Source organism: Lentzea sp. CC55, assembly GCF_021056325.1.
GTDB classification, from domain to species: Bacteria; Actinomycetota; Actinomycetes; order Mycobacteriales; family Pseudonocardiaceae; genus Lentzea; species Lentzea jiangxiensis.
The window spans coordinates 22,165-48,433 of the sequence record NZ_JAJCXE010000021.1 but is presented as its reverse complement, the minus strand read 5'-3'; the positions used below and the strand labels follow the sequence as shown (position 1 = coordinate 48,433).

The window sequence follows — 26,269 nt, the reverse complement described above, 5'->3', positions numbered from 1 at the left end:
TCCGGCGGACTTTCGAACAGACGCCAACTGGGGGATTTTCGGCGATGACGCAACCACCGCCGCCGGGCTACCGGCCGCCACCACGCCCGGTGGGGCCGCCTCCCGTGCCCGCTCCGCCGCCGTACGGGCCGCCGATGCGTCCCCATCCGGTCCAGGGCCCGCCGCCCGGCACGCGTCCGCCGATGGGACCGCCTCCTCCCTACGGCGCTCCTCTCGCGTACGCACCGCCGCCCGGCCGTGCGCCGCTGCCACCACCGCGCCCGATGATGCCGCCGCCGCGTCCCGTGATGCCGCCGCCGTCGTGGGGTCAGCCGCACCCCGGCGGGTTCGGACGGCCGCCGTACCCGGTGATGCCCCCGCCGCGCAGGAGCGGCAGCGGCCCGGTCCTGGCTCTCGTGCTCGGCGGTGTCGTGGTCCTCGGTCTCGGCGCCATCGGCGTCTTCGCGGCGACGATGAACAACAAGGTGCGGGACGCGGGTTACTCGAACTACACGACGTACAGCCCGACTTACTCCTCCCCGGCCACGACGACGACCAGGGCCAGCACGACGACGCCGAGCAGGAGCACGACGTCCCCGAAGACGTCGACGCAGCCGACGCCGGTGGGGCCGAAGGCCGTCTACAAGCTCGCCGACCACCCGATCTTCGCCACCGGCGTCGGCGCGAACGACTTCGACTCGTGCCCGTTGCCGAAGATGGAGTACAACCCGGCGGGCGAGCAGCGGTTCCTCGCGGCCGCGCTGCCGTGCATCGAGAAGGCGTGGCAGCCGGCGCTGAAAGCGGCGAACCTGCCGTACCAACCGGTGGAGCTGCAGGTGTTCACCGGCACGACGCAGACGCCGTGCGGTTCGCGGCAGGCCAACTCGACGGCGATGTTCTGCCGCGGCGTCATCTACTGGCCCGGCAACTTCTACGCCAGCGAGGGCGGCACGACGGTCCGGCACCCCGGCGTCTACCTCGGCCAGCTCGGTCACGAGTACGGCCACCACGTCCAGTGGCTCACCGGCATGCTCCGCGCCGCCGACCAGGCCCAGTACGACGTCGGCGGGTTCGACACCCCGAAGGGCCTGGAGCTCAACCGCAGGCTCGAGCTGCAGGCGACCTGCCTCGGCGGCATGACGCTCGCGCCGTTCTCGCACAAGGGCGTCGTCCCGATGGACGTCGTGAACACCGGATTGAGTGACGCGGGCAAACGCGGTGACTACAACCGCAGGCCCGACCACGGCAGCGCGCCCAACAACGAGCGCTGGGTCATGCACGGCCACCGGCAGAACAACATCAAGGCCTGCAACACCTGGGCGGCGAGCCCCGGCGACGTCTCGTGAACCGGTCCCCCGGCCCGCGCGTCTCAAGGTCGTGGACAGGACGCGTTAGCCCGGTCGGGGGACACGTGATCTCGGTCCGCCTATGCTCGTACCCGACCCAGGACGACCAATGGGGGGACCTCAGGCGATGACGCAACCACCGCCGCCGGGCTCATGGCCGCCGCCGCGCCCGGTCGGCCCGCCGCCGATGCCCGCACCGCTCGGGCAGCGTCCGCCCCAGGGCCCCCCGCCCCCGTACGGCATGCCGCCGCAGGGCCCGCCGCCCGCGCAGTACGCCCAGTACGGGCCTCCCCCGCCACCCGGCCAGGTCATGCCGCCGCCGCAGCCGTCGTGGGGCACGCCTCCCGGTGGTTACGCGCCGTACCCGATGGGCCCGCCGCCGCCCCGCAAGAACAACGGCCCGATGATCGCCCTGATCCTGGGCGGTGTGGTGGTCCTCGGTCTCGCCGCGGTCGGCGTGTTCGCGGCGACGCTGAGCAGCAAGGTCAAGGACACGGGTTACTCGAACTACACGACCTACAGCCCGACGTTCGGGGCGCCGACGACCACGGACGCCCCCACGACCACGACGGCACCCTCGCGCGCGATGCCGTCGCGCAGCCCGTCCACGCCGGCGACCCCCGCGGGTCCGAAGGCCGTGTACGCGCTCGCGGACCACCCGTTCCTCAAGGCGAACTTCGGCGCGAACACGATCCCGGGCTGCGCGCTGCCGGCGATGGACTACTCCCCCGCGGGCCAGGACCGGTTCCTGCGCGCGGCGCTGCCGTGCATCGAGAGCATGTGGAAGCCCGCGCTGCAGGCGGCGAACCTGCCGTACCAGCCGGTCGAGCTGCACATCGTCACCGAGACCGCCCAGTACCCGTGCGGCACGGTCCGCCCGGACCAGACCGCGCGCTACTGCCAGGGCGGCATCTACTGGACGGCGAACGCCTACGCCGCCGAGCGCAACCCGAACAACCCGAACCACCCCGGCAAGTACCTGGGCCAGCTCGCCCACGAGTACGGCCACCACCTCCAGTGGCTCACCGGGATGCTCAAGGCGTCGGACCGCGCGCAGTACGACGCGGGAGGGTGGGATACTCCGAAGGGCCTGGACCTGAACCGCCGGATGGAGCTGCAGGCGACGTGCTTCGGAGGCATGACGCTCGCCCCCCTGTCGCACGGAGCGATCCCGATCGACGTGATCAGGGTCGGCCTGACCGACGCGGGCAACCGGGGTGACTACGACATCTACCCGACGAAGGACCACGGCACACCGCAGAACAACGCGAACTGGGTCGACCGGGGCTACCGGTCGAACAAGGCGTCCGAGTGCAACACCTGGGCCGCCGACCCGGCTTCGGTCTCCTAGGAAGGGGAGAGCGTGACCCCACCGGCCGACAACAACCCGGTCCTGCTCGCGGGAGTGTTCGTGCTGGTGGTCGCGTTCGTCCTCGGAATCGGTCAACTGAGCCGTCCCGCGGTCGTGGCGGGGCACGCCCTGGCGGGCTCACGGCCGGCGCCCGCCGCCTCGACCGAGCCGACGACCCCGATCCGCCCGAGGGCCGTCTACCGGCTGGCGGACCACCCGTTCCTCGTCAAACCCGCCTCGGTGCCCCCGGTGACCTGCACGTTGCCGCCGTTCGGCACGTCGGACCAGCAGCTGGCCGCCTACTACGCGGCCGGTGTGGAGTGCCTCGACACGGCCTGGGGCCCGCTGCTGTCGTCGGTGAACCTGCCGTTCGACAAGCCGGTGCTGGACGCGTCGCCGGAGCTGAAGGACGGCCCGTGCGGCGCTGCCCCGGAGTCCGGGCACGCGGTGGCGTACTACTGCGGCCGCAACCGCACGATCTACATGCCGACGTCCCGGCTGCGCGACAACGGCGGCGGTGAGGCCCCGGCCACCCACCTGGCCACGTTGTCGCACGAGTACGGCCACCACGTGCAGGCGCTCACCGGCATGCTGCGCGCGGCGGACCTGAAGATCATCGACGCGGGCGAGAAGACCCCGGCGGGCCTGGAGATGTCGCGGCGGATCGAGCTGCAGGCGAACTGCCTCGCGGGCATGTTCCTGGCGTCCGCGGCGGGCCGGGGGTCGCTGACGGCGAACCTCGCGCGGCAGGCGCAGGAGGACTTCCGGTTCGCGATCGAGGAGAAGCCCGAGAACAACGCCCACGGCTCGGCGCAGAACCAGGCGAACTGGGCGTCGGCGGGCTTCCGGGCGAACTCGACCGACGCCTGCAACACGTTCTCGGCGCCCGCGGCGCAGGTCGCCTAGCGCAGGTGCGTCCGCTCGTCGACGTGACGGGTGGGCCTGCCCAGGAACAGCTTGGTGTCGCCGATGGGCCCGTACGCGAGGTTCAGCGTGGTCAGCAGGTAGTTCCAGCCGCCGTCGCGGGGCCGCGCCCAGCGGTGGTTGATCTGCCACCGGACCCACTCACCGGGCGAGAGCCGCACCGGCGACGGCCGCACCTTCCGGTGGGGTGTGGCCATCATGGTGTCGTGCAGCTGCACGGCCAGCACGCCGTCTTCTTCGCGCAGCATGACGTGGACGCGGTCAACCTCCCGGCTCTCCGGCGACCACACGGGCGCGAAGTCCTCCCACTCGCGCAGCCGGACCTCGTGCACGGCGGGCTCGCGGTGCGGCAGCGCGAACCCGACGGGCACCGAGTTCCTCTTCACCGACTCGGGCGCTCCCCGGGACCTCTTCGTCCACTCCGTACGCACCCACTGCACCACCACGTCCACGTCCACACCTCGATGGAAGCAAACGCGGGCCCGCTACGCGACAGGATTAGCCGCGGGCAACACCACGCGGAAGGCGGCTCCCCGTTCGGACGGCTCGCACGTCAGGTCGCCGCCGTGCGCCCGGACCACGCCGCGAGCGATCGCGAGCCCGAGCCCCGACCCGCCCGAACGCCGGTCGCGGGCGTCGTCGAGCCGGACCAGCCGGTCGAAGATCCGCTCCCGTTCGGACTCCGGCACCCCGGGACCGTCGTCGGACACGGTGAACCCGGTCAGGTCGACCCGGATGCGCACCGTCCCCTGTGGACCGGTCGCCTGCCGCGCGTTGTCCACGAGGTTCGCGAGCACCTGCGCGAGCCGTTGGCCGTCGCCCACCACGGCGACCGGGACGCCCTCGGCGGTGATGTCGAAGTCCGGGGCCACGAACCGGGTGCGCGCGACCTCGGCCTCGGCCAGCGCCAGCAGGTCCACGGACTCGCGCTGCATCTCGTAGCCCGCGTCGAGCTGGGCGAGGGCGAGCAGGTCGTCCACCAGCCGTCCGGCCCGCCGGGCCTCGCGCACCAGCAGGAACGACATCTTCTCGCGGTCGGGCGAGTCGACGGGGGCCTGCACCAGGGCCTCGGCGACCGCCTGCACCCCGGTGATCGGGGTCCTCAGCTCGTGCGCGGCGTCGGCGACGAACCGCCGGGTCCGCTGCTCGGAGCCCTCCAGCGAGTCGAGCATCCCGTCGAAGGCGGCCGCGGTGCGGCCCAGTTCCGTGTCGGTGCGGGACGGGTTGAGCCGCCCTCCCCGGTGCCCGGCGGCGATGGCCTGGGCCAGCGAGGTCATGGCGTCCAACGGCGCCAACGCGCGCCGCACCACCACCACGATCAGCAGCCCGGTGATCACGATCGCCCCGAGGCCCAGGACCAGCAGCAGCTTGCGCAACCGGTGCTGGGCCTGCGAGATCGCCTCGGTGTCGGCGTAGAGGGTGACCTTGTTGCCGCCGACGTTGCGGGTCTTGCGCTCGAACTGCCCCTCGTCGGGCGCGGCGCCGACCACGGTGCCGTTGGGCAGCTCGATGGTGACGTGGATGTTCCGCTTCGACAGCTGGCGCGTGACCTCTCGCGGTGCCACGCCGTTGCGCAACGACACCACCGCGCGCGTCTCGGCGTCGCGCAGCACGCCGTCGACGTCGCGGGAGGACTGGCCGGCGAACGTGCGGTCGACCGCGATGACCAGTGCCACGAGCACGAAGAACAGCACCAGCAGCACGGACACCGCGACCCGTCGGCGCAACGAGACCGTGCGGAGGTTCATTCGTCGGCCCGCAGCACGTACCCGAGGCCGCGCACGGTGTGCACGAGCCGTGAGCCGTGTTCTTCGATCTTGCGGCGCACGGCGCTGACGTGGACCTCGACGAGGTTGGGGTCGTAGTCCTCGTAACCCCACACGGCCGTGAGGATCTGCGTCTTGGAGACCACGCGGCCGCGCTGGGCCGCCAGGTACACGAGCAGCCGCAGTTCGGTGGCGGTCAGCTCGATCGCCTTGCCGGCGCGCAGGACGACACCGGCGTCGGCGTCCACGACCAGGTCCCCGACCTGCACCGTCGAGGGCGTGCGACCGAGGCGGCGCAGCACGGCGGACACCCGCGCGACCAGTTCGGCGAGCACGAACGGCTTGCCCACGTAGTCGTCGGCTCCGCCGGAGAGGCCGCGCAGCCGGTCCGGCACGCCGTCGCGCGCGGTCAGCATGACCACGCCGGCCCCGGACGAGCGGCGGATGACCTCGAGCAGCTGGAAGCCGTCGCGACCGGGCAGCATCACGTCGAGCACGACCAGGTCGGGGCGGAACCGGCCGAGGTCGGCCTCGAGCTGGCGCCCGTCGAGGCGGTGCTGCACCTCGTACCCGGTTTCGCGCAGCGCGGACGACACCGCGGCACCGATCGCCTCGGCGTCCTCGATCACCAACACCCTGGCGGACACCACACCATTCTGCTGATCACCGGGAGTTCGGGCGACTCACCTTCAGCTCGCGCTCAGCATGGGCGCGCACCCTGAGGTGCATGTCGAAGAAATCAGCGTGGGCCGGCGCCGTCGTCGCGGCCGTCGGCCTCACCGTGGGCGGCATCGCGGTCGCGACGGCGGCCGAAGGTCCCGGCGGTCCCGCGGCGGTGTTCGCGGAACGCCACCCCGGCGGTCCCGGCAAGCCCGGCCATGCGGACACCGCGAAGCTCAAGGACGGCACCCTCGTGGTCGGACGGGTCAGGTCGGTCGAGTCCGGCAAGCTCACCGTCACCAAGGACGACGGCAGCGAGGTGTCGCTGACCACCGACGGCTCCACGAAGCTGCGCGGCGGCGACCTGGCCGGGCTCAAGGCCGACCAGCGCGTCACCGTGCGCGCCAAGGACGGCAAGGCGCTGGCCGTGGCGCTCGCGAAGGCCCAGGAGCGGGGCACGGTCAAGGACGTCAACGGCGACAACGCCACGTTGATCCAGGTGGACGGCCTGCAGACGCCGCTCGACCTGTCCGCGGTGAGCGAGAAGCCGAAGAACGGCGACCTCGTGGCCGTGACCGGGACGGTGACCGACGGCAAGACCATCAAGGTCGACCGGCTGCGGCAGCTGCCCGAGTAAAAACCTGGGCTCCACGCGGGCCGCCCCGTCTGCGACCATCGCACTGTGGCGGTTCCGCGAAGCCCGGACAGATGGGTGTTCATCCTGCTGGTCGTCGGACTGGTCGGGATCGGGGTCGCGGTCGCGCTTCTCGTGCCGCTCAAGGTGCTGGGCGCGACCGAGCCCCTGAGACCCGTGGCCGCGACCGTCGTCGAGACGGGGACGTGCGGTCAGGGCACGGACACCGTCGAGTGGGACGCGAACGGCGAGAAGAAGCAGGCGAAGCTCGACGGCTGCGGCCACACCAAGGGCGAGAAGGTCGAGATCGTGCTGACGGGCGGCGACATGGTCTCGTCCGCCGCCTCCGTCCCGTCCGGCCCGCCGATCACGAGCCGCCTCACCGCGCTGCTGCTGTGCCTCGCAGCGCTGGCGGGCGGCTTCTACGCGTTCCTCTTCCGCTACGCGCCGCTGCGCGCACCGGCCGTGCTGCCGGTTCCTACTCCTCGCCGGGCGGGGTCACCTTCTTGACGTAGAGCAGCCGGTCGCCGGGCTCGATCGCGTCGGCCTCCGGGGCGTCCACCCGGTAGAGCGTCTTGCCCCGCACCACGCCGAGCACTATGTCGGGCAGGTGCCGCGGCGACCCGCCGATCTCGCCGGGCTCCACGTCCCGTTCGGAGATCGCGAGACCCGCGTCGGGCGTGAGCAGGTCCTCCACCATCGCCACCACCGACGGCGTCGCCGTGGCCATGCCGAGCAGGCGGCCCGCCGTCTCCGACGACACCACCACGGAGTCCGCGCCGGACTGCTTGAGCAGGTGCTCGTTCTCCCGTTCCCGCACCGACGCCACGATCTGCGCCTTGGGGGCGAGCTCGCGGGCGGTCAACGTGACCAGCACCGCCGTGTCGTCCCGGTTCGGGGCGACGACGATCGCTCGCGCCCGTGCCGCACCCGCGACCCGCAGCACGTCGTTGCGCGTACCGGAGCCGTGCACCGTGACGAGCCCGATGGCGGACGCCGCGTCGAGCGACTCCTGCACGGTGTCGACGACGACGATCGAGCCGGGCTCGACACCGTCCCCGAGCAGCGCCGCGACCGCGGAGCGCCCCTTGGTGCCATAACCCACGACCACCACGTGGTCCCGCACGACCCGCCTCCACTTCTGAATCCGCAACGCCTGACGGGAGCGTTCGGTGAGAACTTCGAGTGTCGTGCCGACCAGCACGATCAGGAACAGGACCCGCAACGGCGTGATGACCAGGACGTTGATCAGCCTGGCCGACGACGACGCGGGCGTGATGTCGCCGTAGCCGGTCGTCGAGAGCGACACCGTCGCGTAGTAGAACGCGTCGAGCAGTGACACCCCGTCCTCGTTGACGTCGCGGTAGCCGTCCCGGTCCAGGTAGACGATCAACACCGCGAGCAGCAGCGCCGCCATGGCGCCGATGACGCGTTTCAGGATGGCGCGGACCGGGCTCTGCACCTGGTCCGGCATCCTGATCACGCCGACGAGCGAGTGCGCCGCTTCGTCAGTCAGGCTCATCGAGTCAACCTCTTCGCGATGTCCGCTTGGGCGAGGATCCGCCACAGGTGAGCTGCCGCCTCCGCACCCTTGAGGAGCAACGGCACCACTACGCGCTCGTTCGGAGCGTGGACGCGATCATCCGGCAAGGTCGCGCCGAGGTACACCAGGGGCACCCCTGCCAACGTCTGCAGCAGTGCCGCGGGCCCCGAGCCGCCCGCCCGCGCGAACCGGACGGGCTCGTCGAAGGCGAGCGACATGGCCTCGACGACCGCCTCGTTGGCGGGGTCGTCCGGGCGGATCGCGTACGGCGGCACGCCCTCGCCGCGCAGGACGACCTCGGACCGGATGCCCCGCGGCGTGTGCTCGCGGACGAACTCCCGCAGCTGGGCCGCGACCTTGTCGGGGTGCTGGTCGGGCACCAGCCGGAAGCTGATCTTCGCCGTGGCGGAGGCCGGGATGATCGTCTTGAAGCCGGGGCCGGTGTAGCCGCCGCTGATGCCGTTGACCTCGGCGGTGGGCCGCACCCAGATCCGCTCGAGCGTCGTGTAGCCCGGTTCGCCCTGGGTCGCCTGCGCCCCGCCCCCGTTGTTCGCGAGCCACCTCTCCTCGTCGAACGGCAGCGAGGCGTAGTCCTCCCGTTCCTGCGCGGTCGGTTCGCGGACGTCGTCGTAGAAGCCTTCGAGCCGGACGCGGTGGTCGTCGTCGTGCAGCGCGGCGACGAGTTTCGCGAGTGCCGTGGCGGGGTTGGGAATGGCGCCGCCGGCCCGTCCGGAATGCACGTCGTCGGTGCCGCCGGAGAACGTGACCTCCGCGCCGAGAACACCTCTTTGACCGGTGTTCACCGTCGGCGCGTCGCGTTCGTGCAATGCGGTGTCGGTGAACACCACGAGATCGCAGGAGAGCTGGTCCTCGTGGTCTTCGAGGAGCCTTCGCAGGTGCGGGGAACCCGATTCCTCCTCGCCCTCGACGAAGAGCTTCAGCGTGACCGCCGGCGCGCTCCGCCCGGTCGCCGCCAGGTGCGCCTTCAGCCCGAGCAGGTGCATCGCGACCTGCCCCTTGTCGTCGCTGGCGCCGCGACCCAGGAGCTCGTCGCCGCTGATCACGGGCTCGAACGGCGGGTGGTCCCAGCGCTCGACGGGATCGACGGGCTGCACGTCGTGGTGCCCGTAGACGAGCACGGTCGGCGCCTGCGGGTCCTCGGCCGGCCAGCACGCGAACACGGCGGGCAACGCCGGTCCGTGGTCCCAGACCTCGACCTCCGGCCACCCGTCCTCGCACAGCCGGTCCCGCAGCCACCCGGCGGATTCGTGCACGTCAGCGTGGTGCCGAGGATCGACGCCGATGCTCGGGATGCGGACCCACTCGCACAGCCGGGCCACGAAGGAATCGGTCAGCGCGGCCACAGCGGCGCGTTCGGGATGACGAGAATCACCTGCCACGCCAGTGGAGAATAGGCCAGCCCTGCCTCGCCTACGCCGCGTAGGCATGACAGGGTGACCGCATGGAGCAGAACCGTTCCCGATCGCGGTCCGCGCTGGCGCTCGCCGCACTGCTCGGCCTCGCGGGGGCGACCCACTTCACCAGGCCGAAGCACTACGACGCGATCATCCCGCGCTCCCTGCCCGGCACCCCGAGGCAGTGGACCTACGCCTCCGGCGCGGCCGAACTGGCCGTCGCGGCCGCGGTCGCCGTCCCCCGCACCCGCCGCCTCGGCGGGTTCGCCGCTTTCGCACTCTTCATCGCGGTGTTCCCGGCAAACGTGAAAATGGCTCTGGATTTCCGCGCCAAGTCGCCCCGAGCCCGCGCAATCGCCTACGGCCGCCTGCCACTGCAGATCCCGCTCGTCGCCTGGGCCTGGAAAGTCGCGAAAGCCGCACCTTGACCACCCTGGGCAATCGTTGACGAAGTGCCCCGCAAACGCTGTCATTTTCCGCGCGAGCAACCCTAGGATGCGCCTGTGCACACGCTCCTCCAGCGCGCCGCGACCGCGCTCGGCTGGGACGGAGTCGTCGTACCCGACGTCGCCGTCCTGGGCCAGCAGGTGTCCGCGGTAGTGCGCTTGCTGCCGGAAGTGCACGAGTGGAGAACCCAGAACGGCTGGCCCCCGAGAGCCGACCCGTCCTGGTTCCGCTCCTGGTTCGAACCGGCCGCACACGACCGCCTCCCGGTGGCCGCCGTGGAACTGGTCGGCGTCCTGGTGAGCGAGTCCACGACAGACCGCGCCCTCCAGTCGTGCGGCACCCTCCTGACCCTGGCCCCGTGCGCCGTGCTGCTCCCGCGCACCGACGAGTCCCTGGCCTGGTCGTACATCGAGCTCGACTACTACGGCATCGGCGTCGTGGTGGCCGACGACCTGTCGGCGGACCTGATGGTGCCGCCGGAGGACAGGTCGCCGGAGTTCGGGCCCTCGCTGTTCGGGCGGTGGCTGCTCGAGGTGTTGTACGAGCGGGTGCTCAAGGCTTCGCACGCGCCTGCGGGGAGCAGTCCGCAGGGGTGAGGCGGGCTTCCTGGGTGAGGCGGGCTTCCTGGGTGAGGCGGACTGCTGAGGCGTCCCGCTGGGCGAGGCGGACTGCTCAGGTGACATGCCTGCCGAGGTGACCGGCCTGCCGAGGTGACTGGCCTGCCGAGGCGGCCCGCCGGACGAGGGGCTTTCAGGGCTGAGCCGACCGCAGGGGTGGGTTGCCCTACTGGGCCCGGACGAACATCGCCGCAGGTCAGAGAGCCGCCGCCTGCGGACAACTCGCGATCATGCCCTCACTCCGCCTCATGACGTGATCTTCGGGCTCGCCGCCGTCCCGTCCCGTCCGCACCACCGCCTGCGCGTCACGACCCCACCGAGCGGATCAGGTCCTTCAGACCCTGCTCGTCCAGCAGGTCCGCCGGCCGCACCGTCACGTCGTGCCGCACGTAGTGGAAAGCCGCCCGCACGCGCTCCAAAGGCTCGCCGACCAGTGCCGCCCAAGCCAGCCGATACGCGGCGAGCTGCACCGACAGCGCGGGTAGGGCCTCGTCGTCCGGCACCGCGCCCGTCTTCCAGTCGACGACGGTCCAGCCGTCCGGGTCGCGGTAGACGGCGTCCATGCGGCCTCGCACCGAGATGCCGTCGAACTCCGCCTCGAACGGCACCTCCACGTCGTGCGGGGTGCGGTCTGCCCAGGTGCTGGCGAGGAACGTCTCCTTCAGGCGTTCCAGGTCCGCGTCCGGGGCGGCGTCGGCGTCGCCTGCTCCCGGTAGTTCGTCCAGGTCGAGCAGGCGGGTGGCGCCGAAGCGGTTTTCCAGCCACGTGTGGAAGGCGGTGCCTCGGCGGGCCAGCGGGTTCGGTGGGAACGGCAGCGGGCGGCGCAGGCGGCGGGCCAGTTGGTCCGGGTCCTTGGCCAGTTCCACCAGCTGTGAGACGGAGAGGTGGTCCGGGAGGGCCACCTGTTCCCGGCGGTTCTGGGAGGCGGCGCGTTCGGCCAGCAGCACGTCGACGTCGCGGGCCCAGCCTTCCGGGTCCTCGTCCTCGGGCATTTCGGGGTCGTCGGGGACCACGTCGTCGGGGAGCGGTTCGGGCTCCGGCGGGAAGTCGTCGTCCGGTGGCTCGTCGGCGGGGGGCGGGTAGTCCTCGCCGGTCACGTCGGCGGAGGTCTCGGGGGACTCGAACACCAGCGGCAACGGCTCCGGTGGGGCGTTGCGCAGGGCGTCGAGGGCCGCGAGGACCATCGAGGCGCCTTCGACGACGGCGTCGCGGCGCTTGCCCAGGGGGTCGGCGGGCCAGATGGACGACTTCACGTCCTCGGCGAGCGGGTTCGGGGTGTCGGGTTCGGGCTCGGGGGCCCACACCGAGATGTCGCCGGGCGGGTTGTCGCGTTGCAGGACCTCGTGCATCTCCCGCAGGAAGACCGACGGCCCCTTCGGCTTGTCGCCGGCCTCGGCCCACCAGTGGCCGGACATGAGCAGGCTGTGCTCGGCCCTGGTCACGCCGACGTAGAACAGGCGGCGTTCCTCGACGAGGCGGCGTTCCTCGAACTCCTCGGCGTGGATGGTCAGCGCCTCGTCGACCTCCTTGCGGTTGAAGCCGGCGGACAGCTTCAGCACCGGCAGGTCGGCCGAGTCGCCGCGCAGGGGGGCGGGGAGCTCGGTCACGGACTTGAGCCAGCACGAGGACTTCTTGCGGCCGGGGAACACGTCGCGGACCAGGTGCGGCAGCGCGACGATCCTCCACTCCAGACCTTTCGCGGAGTGGACGGTGAGGATCTGCACGCGGTCCTCGGAGACCTCGACCTCGCCCGGTTCCAGGCCGTCCTCGGCGTGTTCGGCGGTGTAGAGGTAGTCGAGCAGCGACGGGAGTGTCGCGGACGGCGAGGCTGCGGCGAAGTCCATGACGACGTCGGAGAAGGCGTCGAGGTGGGCGCGGCCGACCATGCCGGGGCGTGACATCGACTCGATGTCGAGCAGCAGGGTGCGTTCGACGTCGGCGACCAGTTCGGGCAGCGGCTGGTCGAGCCTGCGCCGCAGCGCCGCGAGCTCGCCGCCGAGCCGCCGGATGCGCCGGTAGCCGTCGGGTGAGTAGGCATCGGGGTCGCCGGGGTCGTCCACCGCGTCGGCGAGGCCTGCCTGTTCGGCGTGTTCGCCGGGCAGGGCGTCCGCCAGCACCAGCAGCGGATCATCCACAACGGACTGTCGTGGTGCGACACCGGCCAGCTCTCGCGCGCGTGACCACAGCGCGGCCAGGTCGACGGCGGCGAGGCGCCAGCGGGAGCCGGTGAGCAGGCGGGCCGCGGCGGTGCCGGCCAGCGGGTCGACCAGCACCCGCAGCGCCGACACCAGGTCGCGCACCTCGGGTTCGTCGAGCAGGCCACCGAGGCCGACGACCTCGACCGGCAGGCCTCGTTCGCGCAGCGCCGCCGCGATGGCCGCCATGTCCGAACGGCGCCGCACGAGCACGGCGGCCGTGGGCGGCACGCCTTCGGCGTCGAGGTGCGCTTCCCACTGCGCCGCGACGTTGTCCGCCATCCAGTCGAGCTCGGCGCGGATGTCGGTGTGCAGGGCCAGGCGCACGTCACCGGGCCCGGCACCCGGCCGGGCGCGCAGCTCCTCGACGTCCAGGCCCGCTTCCCGCAGTGGCAGCGACACGGCGTTGGCGAGCTCGAGGACCTCGGGCGGGTTGCGGAAGCTGGTCAGCAGGCCGTACTTGCGGGTCGGCGGGAAGTCGTCGGCGAAGCGCGGCAGGTTCGCGGCGGACGCCCCGCGCCAGCCGTAGATCGCCTGCGCCGGGTCGCCCACGGACGTGACCGGCATCGGCGTACCGAGCCCGAACAGCGACCGCAGCAGCACGCGCTGCGCGTGCCCGGTGTCCTGGTACTCGTCGAGCAGCACCGCGCCGTACCGCTCGCGCTCCCCCGAGGAGACCTCCTCGAAGGCGGCCAGCTGGGCGGCGAGCGACATCTGGTCCGCGAAGTCCAGCGCGGCCTCTTTGCGCTTGCGCTGCTGATACGCCTCCAGCAACGGCAGCAGGGCGATCCGCAATCGTTGCGCCGCAACGATTTCCTTCAGCTTTTCCGGCAACGCGTCGCGCTGGCGGGGTGCGCGCGGCGCGTTCTCGATCAACGCGCACAGCTCCGAGGCGTGCGCCTGCAGCGCCTCGGGTGTCACGAGGTGCTCGCCCAGCTCGCCGGCCAGCGACAGCAGGTACCCGGTGATCGTCGCCGGCACCTTGTCGGTGTCGAGGTCGCGCGCCCACGTCGACACCACGCGGTGCGCGAGCTGCCACGACGCCGTCTCGGTCAGCAGCCGCACGCCGGGCTCCACCGGCAGCCGCAGGCCGTGCTCGGTCACGAGCCGCCCCGCGTACGCGTGGTAGGTGAGCACGACGGGCTCGCCGGTCAGCACGGCCATCTTGCGCTCGCCGCTGGGGTCGAGCTCGTCGAGCAGCGACGACCCGGCCAGCCGGCGCAGACGGGCGCGCACGCGGTCGGCGAGCTGGCGGGCGGCCTTGCGCGTGAACGTGAGGCCGAGCACGCGGTCGGGCAGCACGAGGCCGTTCGCGACCAGCCACACCACGCGGGCGGCCATCGTCTCGGTCTTGCCCGCGCCCGCACCCGCCACGACCAGCGCGGGCTGTGCGGGTGCGGCGATGACCTCGGCCTGCTCGGGGGTCGGTTTGTTCAGCCCGAGCGCCTCAGCGATCTCGAACGGGCTGACGGTCACCGTGACATCTTCCTACGCACGCCGGAACGCCTATTCACTCACCTGTCGCCCGGACGGGTGGACGGGGCACGTGGTGCGTGCCGGGCACCTGTCGCAGTCCGCGTTCTCCCGCGCCGTGTACTCGGGTCCGAGCACCGACTCCGCCGCTCCCTGCACGACTTCCAGCCACGCCCGGACGCCCTGTTCGTCCAGGGGCGCCTGCGTGCGCTCGACGGCTCCTGTCTTCTTGTCCTCCTTCGCCACGTACAGCAACCGGGCGCCACCCGGCTCTGTTCCCAGTCCGATGTGGGTGAAGCCGCCCAGCGACGACGCCAGCTGGTAGACGGCGAGCTGCGGGTGCTCCTGCGAGGCCTCGCGGGACACCGGGCTCTTGCCGGTCTTGAGGTCGATCACGACGGGACGGCCGTCCTCGTCGTGCTCCAGGCGGTCGACGCGGCCGCGGACCTGCAGCCACGGCCCCCCGTCGCGCTTGGGGACCTCGACGACCATCTCCTCCTCGACCGCGACCTGGGTGAGCTGGCTGCGGCTCATCGTGAGCCACGCGAGGAACGTGTCGAGCATCTTCTCCACGCGCATCCGTTCGCGGCGGGAGAACCAGGGGGCGCCCGCGTCGACGGCCGCCCACGCCTCGTCCAGCTTCGCCCGCAGCTGCGCGGAGTCGGCGCCCGAGGAGGCGGCCTGCGCGAGTGCGTGGACCAGCGTGCCCGTGACCGAGGCCAGCTCGGCCGGGTCCTGGCCGCCGTGGCGCTCGACGACCCACCGCAGCGGGCACTTCGTGATCACCTCGATGGTCGACGGCGTCACGCTGACCTTCTGGTCCTCCGTCCACAGTGGAGCATCCGCGGACACCTCCGCCAAGCCGTACCAGGATTCCGGGTGCGCACCGGGCACACCGGCCTCCGCCAGCCGGGCCAGCTGCACGGCGGCGCGCTCGCGCCTGGCCTGGTCCTCGGAGTCTGAGCACACGACCCGGCGCAGTTCGCCGACGAGCTCGCCGAGCACCAGACCGCGCTGCGGTCGGTGCAGCTTGCGCTCGTCCTCGGACGACGACTCGATCTCGTCGAGGAACCGCGACGGCTGCTCGTCCTCGCCCCGAACGGCGCTGATCAGCAGCTTCGACCGCGCCCGCGAGGCCGCGACCAGCAGCAGGCGGCGTTCTTCCGCGAGGATCGGCGCCACCGCGGACACCGACGGCTCCAGCCCGGCCAGCACGTCCACCATGCGTTCGACGCCGAGGACCGTGCCGCGCAGCCGCAGGTCGGGCCAGCTGCCCTCCTGGACGCCGGGCACCGCGACGACCTCCCACTCGCGCCCGGCCGCGGAGTGCGCCGTCAGCACCGACACCGCCTCGCCGGTCGGAGCCGAGGCGGCCAGGGTGTCGCCGACGATCCGCTGGGACTCCAGGTAGTCCGCGAACCCGGCCACACCGGACCCCGGCAGCCGGTCGACGTACTTCGCGGCCGCCTCGAACAGCGCCACGATCGCGTCGAGGTCCCTGTCCGCCTGCATGCCCGGCATGCCGCGCCGCGCCGACTGCGCCACCCAGCGGTCCTGCAGCCCGGTGGCCGTCCACAGGTCCCACAGCACGGCCTCGACGGACTTCCCGGCCTCGACGGCCTTGCGCGCCAGCGACAGCAGGTGCGCGATCCGCCGCGCCGGCAACGACTCCGCGTCCTCCAGCGCCGCCAGCCGGTCCGCGTCCTCGACGACCTCCACCAGCAGGTCGCCGCTCGGCCGGTCGCCTCCCGCCGCCATCTCCAGGCGCCGGAGCCCTCGCCGCAACCGCCGCAGCGCCAGCGGGTCCGCGCCACCGTACGAGGACGACAGCAGCATCGCCGCCGTGTCCTCGTCCAGCGAGCCGGGTGAGGCGGCGGCGCGGATCAGGGCGAGCAGCGGGCGCACGGAAGGCTGCTGTGCCAGCGGCAGCTCGTCCGACGCCACCGCCACCGGGATCCCGGCGGCGAGCAGGGCCCGTTGCAGGACCGGCAGGGACAACGTCGCCGAGCGCACCACGACGGCCATCCGCGACCACGGCACCTCGTCGGCCAGGTGGGAGCGCCGGAGCTGGTCCGCCACCCACGTCGCCTCCTGCGCGGACGAGGCGAGCAGCCGCACCTGCACGGACCCCTCGCCGTCGACCGGGTCGACGGTGCGAGCCGGGGAGGCACCCGGCAGGCGGGCGGCCAGCCGCGCGACCGCGTCCCGGATCTCCGGCATCATCCGGTGCGACTGCCGCAGCACGACCGTCTCCCCCGCGACGTCCCGCAGGATCTCCGGGTCGGCGCCGCGGAACGTGAAGATCGCCTGGTCCGGGTCGCCCGCCAGGACGAACCGCGTGGCCCCCGCGCCGAGCGTGCGGATCAGCGAGTACTGCATCGGGTCGAGGTGCTGCGCGTCGTCGACCAGCAGGTACCGCACACGGCGCCGTTCGCCGAACAGCAGCTCCTCGTCGTTCACGAACGCCGCGTACGCCGACGACACCAGCTCGGCCGCGTCGTAGGCGGGTGCGTACGCCGTCGCCGAGTCCATGCCGGACAGCAGGTTCACGGCCTCGTACTGCGCGCCGAACCGCCCGGCGGCCACCCACTCGTCGCGCCCGTGCCGCTCACCGAGCTCGATCAGGTCTTCAGGCCCGAGGCCTCGTTCCGCCGCCCTCAGCAGCAGGTCCCGCAGCTCGTGCGCGAAGCCCGGCAGCTCCAGGGCGGGCCGCAGCCGCTCCGGCCACTTGAGAGCGCCCGACTCCACGTCACCGGCGAGCAGCTCGCGCACCATCGCGTCCTGGTCCGGACCGGACAGCAGCCGGGGCGGGGGCTCACCGAGCAGCACGGCCTGGTTGCGCAGCACCGCGAACGCGTAGGAGTGGACGGTCCGCACCAACGGCTCGCGGATAGCGGACAGACGGCCCGTCAGCAGCTGGGTGATCTGCGCGCGCAACGCCGCCGACGCGCGCCTGTTCGCCGTGAGCACCAGCACGTTCTCTGGATCGGCGCCGTGCTCCAGCACGACGTGCGCGGCCAGCTCGGCGAGCAGCGTCGTCTTGCCCGTGCCGGGGCCGCCGAGCACGCGCAGGAAGCCCTCGTGCGCGAAGACCCGCCGGGCAGCGGCGTCCCACCGGGGACGCGGGCGCGTCTCCGGCTTCCGGCGGACCAGCTGGGGTGCGAGTGCCACGGACCGATTTCACCACGCTGCACCGACAAGATCAGAGACGCCCGCCGAACGGAGCACGCCGGGGTGGTGCCGCCGGTGCTCGGCGAAGGGCCGTTGTCCAGCGCGCTCCCGCCGGCGGTGTGAGACCGCTCACCGAGGGTCAGCCCTGTTCGAGGTCCTGGAGGAAGTCGCCCGGCGTGCGGGCGGCGCCGAAGTGGTCGCCGGTCGCGAAGTCCGCCCCGGCGTCCCGCCACCACGAAGCCTGCTCGGCGCTCGAGATCCCGTCGACCGCGACCGGGACACCCTGCTCCCGCAGCAACGGCAGCAGCGCCGCCACGTACGGCGACCGGCTCTCGACGAGCCGGCGGGCCACCCGGACCGCCCGCACCGGCAGGTCGTGCGAGAGCAGGCCGAAGTCGAGCGGTCCCAGCCCGAAGTCGTCGATCGCGGTCAGCACGCCCATGCGCGCCAGCACCGCGAGGTTGTCCGCCGCGTCGGCCATCGGCAGCACGTCGCCGGGCATGCTGATCATCAGCCGGTCGGCGGGCGTCCCGGTCTCGTCGAGCACCTTCACCACCCGCGAGACGAGGTCCGCGTCGGCGGCCTGGTGGGCGGTGAGCCGCACGGCGAGGGCGTGGTCGAACTGCCCGCGCTGCCGCCACCACGCCGACTGCCCGGCGGCCACCCGCAGCACCCACTCGCCGAGCGGCAGGATCAGCCCGGTCTGCTCGGCCAGCGCGGCGCAGCGCTCGTGGTCCAGCACCGGCGAGTCCGGCCTGTCCCAGTGCAGGGCGGCCTCGACACCGGTGACCGCGCCGTCGGCGAGAGCGACGACCCGCCGGTACCGCACGGTGATCTCGCCGTCCTCCCACGCGGCCGGCATGGCCACGGCCAGCGCGTCGTCGCGGCGCTCCTCCGCGTCCTGACCGGCGTGGAACAGCTCCCACTGCCCGCGCCTGCCCCGCTTGGCGCGGCGCAGCGCCCGTTCCGCGGAACGCAGCACGTCGAGCGGTTCGGCGTCGCTGTCCGGCTTCTGCACGACGCCGGCGCTCATCGACACGGCGAGCCCGTGGCCGTCCAGGAACGTCGGCTCGAGCAGCAGGTCGTCGTTGATCTTCTTCATGATCGCGTCGATGTCCGGTGTGGCCGGCGTGTTCTCGAGCAGGACGCCGAACTCGTCGTCGCCGAACCGGGCGATCATGACCCTGTCGCCGGGCAGCAGCGCCTTGAGCCGCTGCGCCACGTGCTGCAGCAGCCGTTCGACGACCCGGCCGCCGAAGGTGTCGCGCAGCATGCCGAACGCGTCGAGGTCGAGGTGGAAGACCGTGATGCCGTGCGCGGGATCGCCCCTGCGCAGCGCGATCTCCAGCTGCGTGGTGAAGAACTGCTTGTTCGGCAGGCCGGTCAGCGGGTCGTGCAGCGCCTGGCGTTGCAGCTCGCTCTGCAGCAGCGCGAGCTCGGTGCCGTCCTCGACCACCACGACGAACTGGATCGGCTCCGAGTCGGCACCGCGCAGCAGCGACGCCGTCAGCGTCACCCGCGCGGTCTCGCCGTCCTCGCGCAGCAACCGCTGCGACTGCCGGACGCGCTCGGCGGCACCGGACGCGAGGTCGGCCATCGCCTGCCGCAGCACCTCGGTGAAGCCGTCCTCGACCAGGTCGAGCAGCGGCGTGCCGGTGAGCTCGTCGGAGGTGCGGCCGAGGATGTCGCCGACGGCCGCGTTGACGCTGAGCAGCCGCCCGTCGAGGCCGACCATCAGCACGCCGTTCGTGGAGGCCGTGACGACCTCGTTGAAGCGGGCCTCGCTCTCCTTGAGGTTCCAGTTCGCGTCGCGCACGGCCTTGAGCAGCGACCTCTGCATGCTCTCCTGCTGCGCGAGCACGGACTCGGTGTTCGCCCCGGTGAAGCCGGCGCCGATCGCGCCCATCGCGTGCGCGATCCGGTCGGCGTACCGCTCGGCGGGCTGGAACTCCGGCAGCGCGGGCAGGCCCCTGCCGAGCACCTCGGCGGTGCAGCGCAGGCCGAGTCTGCCGAGGTGGCCGAGACCCGCGAGCCCGGCGCCGATGCGCTCGGCCGCGATGGGGTTGAACTTCTCCTCGTGCAGCAGCGCGCACAACGCGTCGAGCTCGTCACCCAGCCGGGCGTCGAGATCATCACGGCCGAGCGGAATCGCGACCGCTCCGAGCAGCCGGTAGGACCATTTCCGGGCGAGCGTCTGCCGCGCCCGCACAGCGTCCTCGGGCGATGGCGTGACATCGGGTATTCGACTCGGCTTGGGCATTCGGGGGCTGCCTCGTCACGGCTCGGAATCTCCGGCAGTTTACCCACGCACAGTCGGCCCGACCTCAACCGGCAGCGTGAATCAACATCACTCTATCGATATTCCCTACGGCTTTCGACCGACCCCCGCGAACGCGATCCTGTTCACCGCCGGGTCGTCGGAGATGTCGCCGGGTCCGGTAGGACGCCATTCGGCGAACTTGACGAGTCCCGGTTCGACCAGTTCGAAATCGCCGAAGAAGGCCTCGACCTCGTGGCGGTCGCGGTAGGTGACGTCGCCACCGCCCGACTTGCTCATCCTGTCCGTGACGGCCCTGGCCTCGTCGTTGACGTGGTCACCCGCCATGTGCGAGATCGCGAGGTAGCTCCCGCTCGGCAACGCCTCGCGGTAGCGCTTGAGCAGGCTCTGCGGGTCGGCCTCGTCGGGCACCCAGTGCACCATGAAGAGCAGCAGCAGGCCGATCGGCTGGTCGAAGTCCAGCAGCCGCCTCACCTCGGGGTTGGTGAGGATGCTGTCGGGGTCGCGCATGTCGGCCTGCAGCACGCTGACCTGGTCGTTGCCCGCGACGATGAGCTCGCCGTGCGCGACGGCCACGGGGTCGCGGTCCACGTAGACGACCCGGCTGCCGGGCGCCTGCTCCTGGGCGACCTCGTGCACGTTGGCCACGGTCGGGATGCCGGACCCGATGTCGAGGAACTGCCGCACGCCCTGGTCGGTCATGAACCGCACCGCCCGGCGCAGGAAGGCCCGGTTGAGCCTGGCGGCGTTGCGCGAGTTCGGCATCATCTCCTCGGCCTTGTCGCCCATCAGGCGGTCGACCGCGAAGTTGTGCGCGCCACCGAGGAGGTAGTCGTAGACCCGCGCCGCGCTGGGCACGGAGACATCGACGTTCTGCGGAATCCAGCTCTGGTCTTGGGTCACGTCGATCCACCTCTTCGGGTTGCGGACGCACCAGCTTAGTCAAGCACTAAGCGCACACGGGTTAGGCCGCTCGTGTGAACGCATGCCACCCGATCGGCCACTGTTCTGCCCGACTGAACGACTCCTATGGTAGGGCGCCTCTTTCACCGTCGCGAGGAGCGATGATGCCTGTCCCGGTGGCACCCGGTAGGCTGCCATTTTTCGGACACACGTTGCCAATGCTCAGGAAAAGATTCGCTTTCACCGGTAATTTGCGCGGTCGTGGTGATCTCGTGGAAGTCCATCTGGGACCGTTGCGGACTTTGTTCGTCGCCAGTCCGCGGTTGACGCACCAAGTGCTGGTCACCGACGCGCCGAAGTTCCACAAAGGCCGGATGTACGACAAGTTCCGGCCGTTCGTCGGCAACGGGCTCGCCCTGTCCAACGGGGCCTTCCACCTGCGCCAGCGGCGGATGGTGCAGCCGGCGTTCCACCGGGACCGGATCGCGGGCTACGCCGCCACGATGGTCCGCGCGACGGAGGACCTGCTGGGGACTTGGCGGCCGGGCGAGGTGCGGCGGCTCGAAGCGGACATGCAGGGCCTCGCCGTGACGATCGTCGGTGAGGCGCTCTTCTCCGCCGAGATCGGCCGCAAGGCGATCGACGAGGCCCGCCGGTCGGTCTTCGTCATCATCAAGAACGGCATCCTGCGCGCGCTGTCCCCCGGCTTCGTCGAGCGGCTGCCCATCCCGGCCAACCGCGAGTTCGACGGGGCCATCTCCCGGATGCGCGCGATCGTGCACGAGGTCGTCGAGAGCCGCCGCGACGACGACACCGACCACGGCGACCTGCTCTCGACCCTGCTGGCCGCGCGGGACTCCGAGACCGGCCGCCCGATGACCGACGCGCAGGTCTTCGACGAGGTCGTCACGCTGCTCACCGCGGGGATCGAGACCACCGCACTCGCGCTGGCCTGGATCTTCCACGAGATCGCCGCCAACCCCGAGGTCGAACGGCGGGTGCTGGCGGAGGTCGACGAGGTGCTGGGCGGGCGTCCGGTCACGATCGACGACGTGCCGAAGCTGACGTACGTCGGCCAGGTGGCGAACGAGGTCCTGCGGAAGTACCCGCTCTGGCTCGTCATGCGCCGCACGGCCGAGGAGGTCGAGCTCGGCGGCGCCCGCCTGGCACCGGGCACCGAGGTGATCCTCAGCCCGCACACGCTGCACCACGACCCCCGGCACTTCCCGGACCCCGAGCGCTTCGACCCGGACCGCTGGACGCCCGAACGCGCGAAGCGGCTGCCCAAGGGCGCGTTCGTCCCGTTCGGCGGCGGCATCCACCAGTGCATCGGCAACCACTTCGCCCTGACCGAGATCGCCGTCGTGGTGGCGACGGTCTGCTCGCGCTACCGGCTGGTCCCCGACCGGCCCGTGCGCACCAGGTTCACCAATGCGGCCTACCCCAGCGACCTGATGATGCAGGTCGTCCCCCGCTAGTTGGAGGTTAGTTCCCCCATGCGTTTCCGTCGGCTCTGTGCCGCCGCGCTGCTCGCCGCGCTCCTGCCGGTTCCCGCACCGGCGAGCGCCGCCCAGACCACCTGCGAGGACGTGTACACGCCCGTTCAGTTCGGCCTCGTCCAGCAGGTGATGTACGGGAGGTTGTGCGTCCCCCGGGGCGCGAGGACGGTCCAGGTGCTCGTCCCCGGTGGCACCTACACGAGCGGTTACTGGGACATCCCGGTGGACAACGGGTCGCGGTCCGTCGTGCGTGCCATGAACAACGCGGGCGTCGCCACCATGGCGGTGGACCGCATCGGCTCCGGCAAGAGCTCGAAGCCGCTCAGCATCCTGGTCGACGTCCCCAACCAGGCACAGGCGGTGCACCAGATCATCCAGAAGCTGCGCCCGCGGTTCTCGAAGGTGTTAGTGGGCGGGCACTCCATCGGCTCGGCCATCGCGATGGCCGAGGCCGCCCGGTACCGCGACGTCGACGGCGTCCTCGTCACCGGCATGACCCACCAGTGGGACTACATCCGGGCCGTGCCCGCGCTGACGAACCTCATCCCGGCCGTGCTCGACGCGAAGCTGGCCCTGCGCGGTCTCGACGTCGGCTACCTGACGACGGCGCCGGGAACGCGTTACGCCATGTTCCACGCGCCGGGGCCGAACAACTCCGCGGTGGTCAGCCTCGACGAGTCCACGAAGGACGTCGTGTCCGCGAGCGAGTTCGTGACGACCGCGTTGATGTCGAACATCGTGCTCCCCGCCAGCAGCGCCATCGACGTGCCGGTGATGACGGTGCAGACCTCGGCCGACTACTTCTGCGGCACCCCGCCGCTGGGCGCCGACTGCTCGTCGCCCGCGGCGCTGGTCAGGTCGGAGAAGCCGTTCTACGGCAAGGCACCGCGGCTGGACGCGTTCGTGGTCAACGGGTACGGCCACGTCTTCAACTTCGACACGCAGAACGCCAACCGCTACCACGCGGCCCTCATCTCGTGGCAGCGCAGCCTCTAGAGCCGCCGCAGGAACTCCCCCGCGTCGCGCGGGGACCCGAAGTGGGCGCCGATCGCGAGGTCGGCGCCCGCTTGCTCCCACCACTTCGCCTGCTCGGCGCTCTCGACGCCGTCGACGCACACGGTGACATCCAGGTCGTGCACGGCCTGCACCAGCAGGGCGGACCGGGGGTCCTGCCGCCGCACCAGGTCCGTCGGCACGAGCACGGACGCCACGGGCAGCCGGGAGAGCCAGGCGAGGTCCCGCGGCCCGAGGCCGAAGTCGTCGAGCGCGATCCGCACACCCATGTCCGCGAGCGTGCCGAGGTTGTCCGCGGCGTCGGCCACGCCCAGCACGCCGACCGGCATGCTCAGGGTCAGCCCGCCGGCCGGCATCCCCGTCTCCTCCAGCACCTTCGCGACGCGGGACACCAGGTCCGCGTCGGTCGACTGGTGGTGCGTGAGCCGCACGCCGAACTGCTGGTCCAGCTCACCGCGCTGGCGCCACCACTGCGCCTGGCCCGCTGAGATCCTGATCAGCCACTCGCCCATCGGCAGGATGAGCCCGCTCGCGTCCGCGAGCGCCGCGCACCGGTCCGAGAGGTCCCAGTGCAGCAACGCCTCCACGCCGGCGAGCGCGCCCGTGGCCAGTTCGCGGACCGGCTGGTAGACCACGCCGATGTCGCCCTGCTCCCACGCGCCCGGCATGACGACGGCCAGCGCGGCGTCACGGCGCCCGGCGGAGTCCTCGTCGGTGTGGAAGACCTCCCACTGCCCGCGGCGGTCCCGTTTCGCCTGCCGCAGCGCCAGGTCCGCCATGCGCAGCAGCTCGACCGGGTCGACGTCGGGCGAGGGCTGGTGCACCACGCCCGCGCTCACCGACACCGCCAGGCCGTGATCGTCCACATAGGTCGGTTCGCCGAGGTCGGCGTTGATCGCGCTCATGATCGTCGCGATGTCCGGCGTGGTCGCGGTGTTCTCGAGGAGGATGCCGAACTCGTCGCCGTCGAACCGGGCGACCATCGCCTTCTCGCGGAACAGCAACGCCTGCAGCCTGCGCGCGACGTGCTGCAGCAGGTGCTCGCCGACCTTCGCGCCGAGGGTGTTGCACACCAGCCCGAACGCGTCGAGGTCGAGTTGGAGGACCGTGACGCCGAACTCGGGATCGGCCCGGCGCAGCGCCGTCTCGAGGTGGGTGGTGAAGAACTGCCGGTTGGGCAGCCCGGTCAGCACGTCGTGCAGCGACTGCCTGCGCAGCTCTCCCTGCAGCAGGGCGAGTTCCGTGTCGTCGTCCACCATCACCAGGACGTGGCTGGGCTTGCCCTGCTCGTCCCTGATCAGCGACGCCGTCAGCGTCACCCTGGCCAGCTCGCCGTCGTCGCGCACCAGCTGCACCGGTTCGCGCTCGAACTCGCCGCGCTCGGCGAGAACCCGTTCCATCATCTCGCGGAACACGACGATCGAGCTGGGCGCGATGAGCTCCATGAGCCTCGTGCCCGGCTCCGGTGAACACCCGATGATCTCGGCGATCGACCCGTTGCCCCACGCCAGCCTGCCGTCGAGACCGACGATCAGGACGCCGTTGGTGGACGAGGACGCGATGCCCTCGAACTTCGCCTCGCTCTGGCGCAGGTCCCGCTGCGCGTCGTGGGCCGCCTTGAGCAACGCCCGCTGCATGCTGTCCTGCTGGTCCAGGATCGAGCGCGTCCGCGCGGCGGTGTACCCGCAGGCGACCGCACCGATGCCGCCGACGACCCGCACGGCGTGCTGCTCGCGCCCGCGGAACTCCTCGAGCCCCAGCAGACCCTTGCCGAGCACGTCGACCGTGCGCTTGAGGCCGGGTTCGGTGACGTAGCCCAGGGCGACGAGCCGTTCGCCGACCTCTTCGAACGGGGCGAGGTCGAACGGCTCGTCGTGCAGCGCCGCGCACAGGTCGTCGAGCAGGGCGCCCAGTTCGGCGTCCAGCTCGTCTCGGCTCAGAGCGACAACGACGACGCTGCTGAGCAGGTAGCTCCACTTGCGCGACAAGGCTTCTCGCGCGCGGACGGCGGCGGTGTCCGCGGGTGGAGCGGCATCGGGTCTTCGGCTCGGTTTCGTCATTCCCGTTGCCCTGCATGGGTTGGAGAGTGTCCGGCAGTTTACCCACCGGTAGTCGGCGCCCATTGCGCCAACCGTGTGATCCTCCGACACTACAGCGTGGTTTAAGTCCGTACGACTGACCCCAGAGTACAAGGACACGTCCCTCAGCGCTCGTCCGCGCCCTCGCCCCGTGCGGTCAACGCGAGGAAGGTACCGGTGTGCACCGCGACGCGGTAGAGGCATTCGCCCCACTCTTGGACTTCCGGGTCTCCCATGCCGGGCTTCCTGGGCTTTCTCCCGGCATTTCCCTTGTCAGCCAACATGAACAGGTGGCGTCGCCGGCACGGGCGTCGAGGTGGGCGCCCGGCTGCCGGACCGTCCGAGTGACCTGCGAACCACCCTATCGGGCACTGTTGCCGTCACCCGAACGGCTTCTACGGTGGTCCGTTCCCCGGACGTTCCCGGGAGCCGGCCCTCCCGCGAGCCGAAGGGACCGAACCGCATGCCCCGACGATGGCTGGTGCTGTTCCTGCGCTGGCTGCGCACCGCTCCCCAGCCGGTACCGCCCGACTAGACTCCGCGCATGGACGAAGAGATCCACGAGCGAGTCCGCGACCGCATCAAGGCCATCCCGCGCGGACGAGTCGCCACCTACGGCGACATCGCGGATCTGGCGAAGGCCCCGTCCCCCCGCCTGGTGGGCCGCATCCTGAACGAGGACGGCCACGACCTCCCGTGGCAACGCGTCCTCAAGGCCGACGGCACCTGCGCCCCGCACCTGCGCGACACGCAGCTCCAGCTCCTCCACGAGGAGGGCGTCCCGAACCTGGGCGGCAAGGTGGACCTGCGGGAGTACCGCTGGGAGGACGCGCGCGCGGAAGCCGACGAGGAGCCGGGGCTCTGGTAGAGAGGCGCTGACGACCGCCGGGCGCGGGCGCACCGCGGCCTCCTCTCCCGCGAAGCCGAAGACGAGCCGTCCCCCCGGGAACCGCAGGGCGAGCCGCGCTCCCGCGAA

The 26,269-nt window shown here is 71.7% G+C and carries 20 protein-coding genes; 10 read left to right on the top strand and 10 right to left on the bottom strand.

Going from position 1 to position 26,269, the window contains the following annotated elements:
* The first annotated feature begins 44 nt into the window (after positions 1–44).
* The 3 genes from L6E10_RS15245 (at position 45) to L6E10_RS15235 (ending at position 3,582) form a co-directional block, all read left to right on the top strand.
* Complete coding sequence (locus L6E10_RS15245; protein ID WP_275676576.1) at positions 45–1,325, top strand: neutral zinc metallopeptidase; 1,281 nt, start codon at positions 45–47, stop codon at positions 1,323–1,325.
* Positions 1,326–1,452: 127 nt separating this feature from the next.
* Entirely contained in the window at positions 1,453–2,676 is a 1,224-nt protein-coding gene (locus L6E10_RS15240) for a neutral zinc metallopeptidase (RefSeq protein ID WP_236220185.1), read from the top strand.
* Positions 2,677–2,688: 12 nt separating this feature from the next.
* Positions 2,689–3,582, top strand: coding sequence for a neutral zinc metallopeptidase (locus L6E10_RS15235; protein WP_236220184.1), 894 nt, complete (start codon positions 2,689–2,691; stop codon positions 3,580–3,582).
* On the opposite strand, the gene L6E10_RS15230 is transcribed toward L6E10_RS15235, so the two are convergent.
* From L6E10_RS15230 to L6E10_RS15220, 3 genes are read right to left on the bottom strand one after another with little or no spacing between them, the layout of a single operon-like run.
* Positions 3,579–4,052 carry a hypothetical protein gene (locus tag L6E10_RS15230; RefSeq protein WP_236220183.1) on the bottom strand — a complete coding sequence of 158 codons (474 nt, stop codon included), beginning with the start codon at positions 4,050–4,052 and terminating at the stop codon, positions 3,579–3,581. The two genes, L6E10_RS15235 and L6E10_RS15230, sit on opposite strands and share 4 nt — an antisense overlap.
* Before the next feature lie 33 nt (positions 4,053–4,085).
* Positions 4,086–5,348 (bottom strand): cell wall metabolism sensor histidine kinase WalK, encoded by a 1,263-nt coding sequence (locus L6E10_RS15225; protein ID WP_236220182.1) that lies wholly within the window; start codon positions 5,346–5,348, stop codon positions 4,086–4,088.
* On the bottom strand, positions 5,345–6,013 hold the full coding sequence (locus tag L6E10_RS15220; protein ID WP_236220181.1) for a response regulator transcription factor: 669 nt from the start codon (positions 6,011–6,013) through the stop codon (positions 5,345–5,347). Before L6E10_RS15220 ends, L6E10_RS15225 begins: the two co-directional genes overlap by 4 nt.
* An 80-nt stretch (positions 6,014–6,093) precedes the next feature.
* Here L6E10_RS15220 and L6E10_RS15215 point away from each other — a divergent pair, with 80 nt between their 5' ends.
* Positions 6,094–6,663: a hypothetical protein gene (locus L6E10_RS15215; protein ID WP_236220180.1), complete on the top strand. Its 570-nt coding sequence runs from the start codon at positions 6,094–6,096 to the stop codon at positions 6,661–6,663.
* Between the two features lie 45 nt (positions 6,664–6,708).
* Positions 6,709–7,170, top strand: a complete 462-nt coding sequence (locus tag L6E10_RS15210; protein WP_236220179.1) for a hypothetical protein — start codon at positions 6,709–6,711, stop codon at positions 7,168–7,170.
* On the opposite strand, the gene L6E10_RS15205 is transcribed toward L6E10_RS15210, so the two are convergent.
* On the bottom strand, positions 7,139–8,182 hold the full coding sequence (locus tag L6E10_RS15205; RefSeq protein ID WP_090099617.1) for a TrkA family potassium uptake protein: 1,044 nt from the start codon (positions 8,180–8,182) through the stop codon (positions 7,139–7,141). The two genes, L6E10_RS15210 and L6E10_RS15205, sit on opposite strands and share 32 nt — an antisense overlap.
* Entirely contained in the window at positions 8,179–9,603 is a 1,425-nt protein-coding gene (locus tag L6E10_RS15200; RefSeq protein ID WP_236220178.1) for a M20/M25/M40 family metallo-hydrolase, read from the bottom strand. The genes L6E10_RS15205 and L6E10_RS15200 overlap by 4 nt, the downstream gene beginning before the upstream one ends.
* Positions 9,604–9,665: 62 nt before the next feature.
* Between L6E10_RS15200 and L6E10_RS15195 the strand changes: the two genes are divergently transcribed.
* Together L6E10_RS15195 and L6E10_RS15190 are read left to right on the top strand one after the other, a co-directional pair.
* Positions 9,666–10,046 (top strand): hypothetical protein, encoded by a 381-nt coding sequence (locus L6E10_RS15195; protein ID WP_236220177.1) that lies wholly within the window; start codon positions 9,666–9,668, stop codon positions 10,044–10,046.
* A gap of 75 nt (positions 10,047–10,121) precedes the next feature.
* Positions 10,122–10,661 carry a hypothetical protein gene (locus L6E10_RS15190; protein WP_236220176.1) on the top strand — a complete coding sequence of 180 codons (540 nt, stop codon included), beginning with the start codon at positions 10,122–10,124 and terminating at the stop codon, positions 10,659–10,661.
* 326 nt (positions 10,662–10,987) lie between these two features.
* On the opposite strand, the gene L6E10_RS15185 is transcribed toward L6E10_RS15190, so the two are convergent.
* The 4 genes from L6E10_RS15185 to L6E10_RS15170 all read right to left on the bottom strand — a co-directional run bounded on the left by L6E10_RS15185 (position 10,988) and on the right by L6E10_RS15170 (position 20,702).
* Entirely contained in the window at positions 10,988–14,353 is a 3,366-nt protein-coding gene (locus L6E10_RS15185) for an ATP-dependent DNA helicase (RefSeq protein WP_236220175.1), read from the bottom strand.
* A gap of 30 nt (positions 14,354–14,383) precedes the next feature.
* The gene (locus tag L6E10_RS15180; protein WP_236220174.1) at positions 14,384–17,521 is read right to left on the bottom strand and encodes an ATP-dependent DNA helicase; all 3,138 of its coding nucleotides are present in this window, start codon (positions 17,519–17,521) and stop codon (positions 14,384–14,386) included.
* A 139-nt stretch (positions 17,522–17,660) separates the two neighbouring features.
* Positions 17,661–19,781 (bottom strand): bifunctional diguanylate cyclase/phosphodiesterase, encoded by a 2,121-nt coding sequence (locus L6E10_RS15175; RefSeq protein ID WP_236220173.1) that lies wholly within the window; start codon positions 19,779–19,781, stop codon positions 17,661–17,663.
* 105 nt (positions 19,782–19,886) lie between these two features.
* Positions 19,887–20,702 carry an SAM-dependent methyltransferase gene (locus L6E10_RS15170; RefSeq protein WP_236220172.1) on the bottom strand — a complete coding sequence of 272 codons (816 nt, stop codon included), beginning with the start codon at positions 20,700–20,702 and terminating at the stop codon, positions 19,887–19,889.
* A 164-nt stretch (positions 20,703–20,866) separates the two neighbouring features.
* Here L6E10_RS15170 and L6E10_RS15165 point away from each other — a divergent pair, with 164 nt between their 5' ends.
* Together L6E10_RS15165 and L6E10_RS15160 are read left to right on the top strand one after the other, a co-directional pair.
* A complete protein-coding gene (locus tag L6E10_RS15165) occupies positions 20,867–22,180 on the top strand; it encodes a cytochrome P450 (RefSeq protein ID WP_236220171.1) in 1,314 nt (437 codons plus the stop codon).
* Between the two features lie 18 nt (positions 22,181–22,198).
* Entirely contained in the window at positions 22,199–23,197 is a 999-nt protein-coding gene (locus L6E10_RS15160; protein ID WP_236220170.1) for an alpha/beta fold hydrolase, read from the top strand.
* Here the strand turns inward: L6E10_RS15160 and L6E10_RS15155 are convergent.
* Positions 23,194–25,203 carry a bifunctional diguanylate cyclase/phosphodiesterase gene (locus L6E10_RS15155; protein WP_236220169.1) on the bottom strand — a complete coding sequence of 670 codons (2,010 nt, stop codon included), beginning with the start codon at positions 25,201–25,203 and terminating at the stop codon, positions 23,194–23,196. The genes L6E10_RS15160 and L6E10_RS15155 overlap by 4 nt on opposite strands.
* 634 nt (positions 25,204–25,837) lie before the next feature.
* On the opposite strand from L6E10_RS15155, the gene L6E10_RS15150 reads away from it, so the two are divergent.
* Entirely contained in the window at positions 25,838–26,161 is a 324-nt protein-coding gene (locus L6E10_RS15150) for an MGMT family protein (RefSeq protein ID WP_236220168.1), read from the top strand.
* Positions 26,162–26,269: the final 108 nt, after the last annotated feature.